Origin of the sequence: Lysobacter antibioticus HS124, from assembly GCF_000336385.2 — a bacterium.
In the GTDB taxonomy this organism is placed as follows: Bacteria; Pseudomonadota; Gammaproteobacteria; order Xanthomonadales; family Xanthomonadaceae; genus Lysobacter; species Lysobacter firmicutimachus.
Genome location: NZ_HG424594.1, coordinates 1 through 508 on the forward strand (window position 1 = coordinate 1; position 508 = coordinate 508).

The following is a 508-nucleotide window of genomic DNA, read 5'->3' on the forward strand; positions in this document are numbered from 1 at the left end:
GTTCAACTCGCTCGGCCAGCTGCACCAGGCCAAGGACGCCGCCGCCCACGCCACTACCTTCACCTATGACGCCGACGGCAATCCGGATCTGACCACCGATGCGCTGGGCCGGGTTGGCGACCAGAACCACGACCCGTTGAACCGCCTCACCCGCGTGCTTCAGGACGTCAATGGTCTGAAGGTCGAGACGAAGCTCGCCTACAACGCCTTCGACCAGGTCACCCAGGTCACCGATCCCAAGGGCTTGAACACCGTCTACGCCTACAACGGCTTCGGCGAGCGCACCCAACTGACCAGCCCGGACACCGGCGTCACCGACTACACTTACACCCCCGCCGGCCAACTGGCGACCAAGAAGGACGCCAACGACGCCGTCGCCCACAGCTACACCTACGACGCCCTGGGCCGGCCGAAGACGATCTCCTACGGCAGCAGCACGAACGATGTCGAGTATGACTACGACACGGTCAACTCGGTCTGCGCCGCCGGCGAAACCTTCGCCCTGGGC

General features: G+C 65.0%; 1 pseudogene. It reads left to right on the top strand.

Annotation, left to right across the window (positions count from 1 at the left end):
• Nucleotides 1–508: pseudogene (locus TX83_RS20975) on the top strand (RHS repeat domain-containing protein); the annotation flags it as partial.